Consider the following 4,169-nt stretch of genomic DNA (forward strand, 5'->3'; position numbering starts at 1 on the left):
CCCTGCACCCGGGTCAGATTGGCCCATAGTCGGAGGGCCGTTCCTGAAGGAATGTGGAGACGGATCATCAGCTCGTCTCCCCTTGTGAGGGCGGAAAGGGGACGCTCGCCGCCTTTCCAAATCGGGATCCCGTTGGGGATGCGGATCTTACGCAGGCCACCAAGGGTCTCGATCTCTACCCCGTCGTCAGTGAACGCACGAAGGGAACCTGCCAGGACTTCGATCTCCCCCAGGGATGACGGAGAGGGATGGAAGGGGGAGGTGACAGAGCGGAGGCGCGGTCCGATCGCGAAGGCACCAACAGCTCCCAGGGCCCGTCCGAGGAACCGCCGCCTCCCCCAGTCCACGCCCAGCACTGGCCCGCCGTGCCGGGCCACCAGCCGGGCCACCCGCAACGCCCGCGCCGGGCCCAGGATCTGCACGAGGCGCGCCCGCAGCGCCAGTCCCGTGAAGATCCGCACTCGCTCCCCTTCGATCCCGACGAGCATCGGCTCCCAGCGCCAGCCGGGACGGGCGCGGTCCAGCAGGGCCCGGACCTCGGGCTCCCGCAGCGAGCGCACGCCCAGCCGCCCGCCGCTCAGGGTCTTCACCTCCCGGGCCAGGGCGGCGCATATGGAGCACCCTGCGTCATACAACAGCCATCGTTCGGTCATCGCTTCCCCTCCGCTCGCGGATCGGCTTTCGGTTTTCATTCTATTCAGCCAGCGGAAGCCGTGGTCCTCCAAAAAGGAGGACAAATTCGAAGAGTGTCCTCCAAAAAGGGGGACGCGACGCTGAGATCGGGATCCTCTGTGCCGGGCGGCCAGGGCGCTTCCCCCCGAAGCCCGGTGCGGAATCGGCGCCGGCCGGGGAGGGGTGGGAGCGGTTCCTCGGCCCCTCCCGCACGCCCCCAGCGCCAGGGCCATCGCTATCATCCACCCCCCATCGCTTCCACCATCCCGCCCGCCTTATGGAACCCCCCTTCGAGCTCCCGGGTCTGGATCCCGTCCCCGAGCGACCAACCGCACGGGCGATGCAGATCCCAGCTGGAGGGAAAGGTCTCTCGACTGATCGTCATCGGCGGCCGGATCGCCGGATTCGTTTGTTCCGGGATGTGAAGCAGGCGATGGCGGGGGGATCCATTCAATCAACCCCCACTGACACCGTCCGTCCGAACGAGGGGAGATCGCCTGGGCGCCGATCCACACCCGTTTCAGCAGGCGCCCTTGGATTTCAGGAAGCAACGCATATATGCCCTGGTAGAAGGGGAAGAGATCCAGGGTCGCCTGGGGGACTCCCTCCAGGTTCAGCCACACCGCCTGTTCCCCATGCTCCCCCCTTACGGCCAACACGCCGTCTGGAACAGGAACGAGGGGCGGTCGCGCGCCGGCGAGGGGAATTCCAAGGGATCCCGGAGCTGCGGGCAGGCGCAACACACGCAGCTCACCGGTTTGCAGATCTTTCAGGAAGACGGCAGGGGGATCGACCCCCCAGGTCATTATGGAGACCCCTTCCAGAAGCCGGCCGGCTTTGAGATGGGCTCCCGGGGCAAGGTAGAGGACTCGGGCGGGATCTTCGGGCCCTTTGAGGTGCTGGCCTACGCGCACCATGGCGATCGCCAGCCATTGTCCATCCGGGGAAAGGGCGTAGTCGAAGAAGTTCCAATCTGAAAGCCCCAGGTCGGCGGGCCTCACCACCCGGCCGGCGTGGAGGTCCAGAAGGAAGCCCTTCCCGAATGCATCGTTGGGCACCCCGATGAGCCAGTGAGGACCGTTTCCGATCTCCCTGGTCGGTGGGATGTTCGGGTCGTCTGATCCAAGGATGTGAAGCGGCAGATCGATCCGGCGGGCTGGCGCGCCCATGCGGGCGGGGACTTGCCAGATCCGGATCCGCGGCAGCCCATCCGGGGTTTCCACCTCTTGCAGCGCCAACCCGTAAGCGCTATCCCGGGCCATGATCACCCCCCACAGTCCCCGCTCCCTCTCCAGGACCTTCTCCCAGGTCCCGGTGTTCAGATCTACTCGCCACACCGTCCCGTTTGGGGAGGAGGCGAGGGCCACCGCGTCCCGGGCCAGGAGAAGGTCACGGATCGGTTCCGGCGGCTCCAGAACGCGGGAGCGGTGATCCTCTTCCAGGATCAGGCGAATGAGGCCGACATGGGTGCGGGTGGCCCTGAGCCGTCGGCCATCCGAAAGGGTCCAGCAGCAGACTTCCTCAACGGTCTCTTTCTCACGGATGGCGCTCCCGTCCTGGATGAGCCAGTGGTGGGTATTGCCTTCCGTATCCAGTTCTGCGGAGGCCAGGAAACCTGCGTTCTGAAGTGGGGGCTCCAGGGGCCAGCGCCACACCACCGTAAGGCGGCGGCCGTCCCGGGAGATCGACTCCGGGAAGATGGGATACGGAGAACCCGGGAGGTGGCGCAGGCGTCGGTCGGGTCGGGCCAGCTCCTCCCAGCGGAGATCCCGAAGGTCCAGGAGCGGCGAGGGCGTCTCCCCGCTCGAAATATCCGGTGGAGGAAGGCAGGGGGAAGTGGGGAGTGTGGGCGGAGGAGGGGTAGAGAGGGGTGAACCGAACCCCTTCTCCAACGTGGGCCGGGGTCCAGGAGCCTGCGGCATCCTACAGCTCAGCAGGCTTAGCACCATCAGCATCATGATCGCAATCCGACCCGGCTTAGACAGAACACACATCACATTCTCCTTGTTTAACAAGTATAACCAGGATTGTAATAGAAGCGATAGATGGCCGTGGTCCCTTGAGCGACATCAACACAGCAACAAGGAGCTACTGTCTCGCCTAAGTATCTTTCAAGATGAACATGGGATCCACTATAACAAACTGTGCACCTGCAATCACGATTTGAGCAAGAGCATGTTGGACAATTGCATTGATCGGATGGGTTTGGGCATGATTTGCAGAGATAGCATCCTCCAACAATATCGCCAAGTTTATATGAGCGGGAAGTTAAATCAATCCACTGTCCGTTGCTTACAGTAGGATTAGCGACATGACCATACATCACTGAACCAACATAACAATACTTTCCGTTATCGTATATATACAAATCAACTGTGATTGAACGAGCGTAGCTATTGTTCGGTTCTTTACAGCAACACAGATATTCGACCCATGTTCGCACGCGACGAACCGTTGGATAATTGACATATAGACAAATCGATCCGGGTGTTGGGCATGTTGATCCAGTTCCTGCAATGTCAATTGGTGAAGACCAATTCTTGCAACGACCATGAGCGTTTAAACATCCGCTACAATTCCCGTAGCAAGCTGGGCAATCACAATAATAATCCCGCCCGGTCACGATTCCCGATATCGGTGCATAAACATATGCATACGCCATGGAAAACCTCCTTTCGCTTAAAATTTTGTTAATGAGGTTGTAATGATGGGCATCAAGGATCCCTCAGGATCCTGATAAGTCACGAGGGTGTAAAGAACATCTTGTTCGATCCAATGCACCATATAGCCATCCACGGTCGGAAGCAGCACCCCGGGGGCCGGCGTGAAGAAAACCTTTGCCGGTGGGACTGGAATCTCTGGCTGCTCAGGATGCCGCACCGGCCACACTGGATAAGGACGAGGATAAATGGGACGCGCCCACAGGCTCCCTTCGGGTTCAGAGGCCCGCCCGAAGTCCAGCATCACGATGAACACTCGACCGCCTCCTCGGAACCGGATCACCTGCCCTTGTTGAAAGGGCAACTCTGTTGGCCGGTAGAGGGGGAAGGGGATCTGCGCTCGTGCCTCGGCCAGATCCTGCACCGGAAGGGTCTCCCCGCGCAGGGCCTCGGCTTCCGGGCGGCCATCGGTCTGGCACAGGATGGGGGCGGGGGCACAGCTCACGAAGGGGGGAATCGGGGCGCCTTCCGGAAGCAGCACGAACCCCTCCCAGAGCTCCTCCTCCCCTGGGCCGAGACGAGGAGAGGCCGAACCGGCGGAACCGGCGGTTCGAGGGGCATGGGTCCCTCCGGGGATCCGCCGCAGCAGCGCCAGCCCGGCCAGGGCCAGGCTCTGGCGCAACAGCCGTCGCCTCCCCCAATCCACGCCCAGCACCGGGCCTCCCATCCGAGCCACGGCCTGGGCCACCCGCAACGCCCGCACCGGGCCCAGAACCTGCACCAGGCGCCAGCACATCGCCAGGCCCGTGAAGACCCGGACGTGCTTCCCCTCGATTT

Annotated in this window: 2 protein-coding genes and 1 pseudogene; all 3 read right to left on the bottom strand. The window is 62.5% G+C overall.

The window, feature by feature from the left end; translation table 11 throughout:
• A pseudogene (locus tag VAE54_RS12115) lies at nt 1-653 on the bottom strand (hypothetical protein); the annotation flags it as partial.
• A gap of 294 nt (nt 654-947) precedes the next feature.
• Complete coding sequence (locus tag VAE54_RS12120) at nt 948-2,666, bottom strand: hypothetical protein (protein ID WP_322802230.1); 1,719 nt, start codon at nt 2,664-2,666, stop codon at nt 948-950.
• A 685-nt stretch (nt 2,667-3,351) separates the two neighbouring features.
• Nucleotides 3,352-4,169, bottom strand: an 818-nt coding sequence (locus VAE54_RS12125) for a hypothetical protein (RefSeq protein WP_322802231.1), incomplete at its 5' end; no start/stop codon positions are given.

It is taken from the genome of Thermoflexus sp. (assembly GCF_034432235.1).
In the GTDB taxonomy this organism is placed as follows: Bacteria; Chloroflexota; Anaerolineae; order Thermoflexales; family Thermoflexaceae; genus Thermoflexus.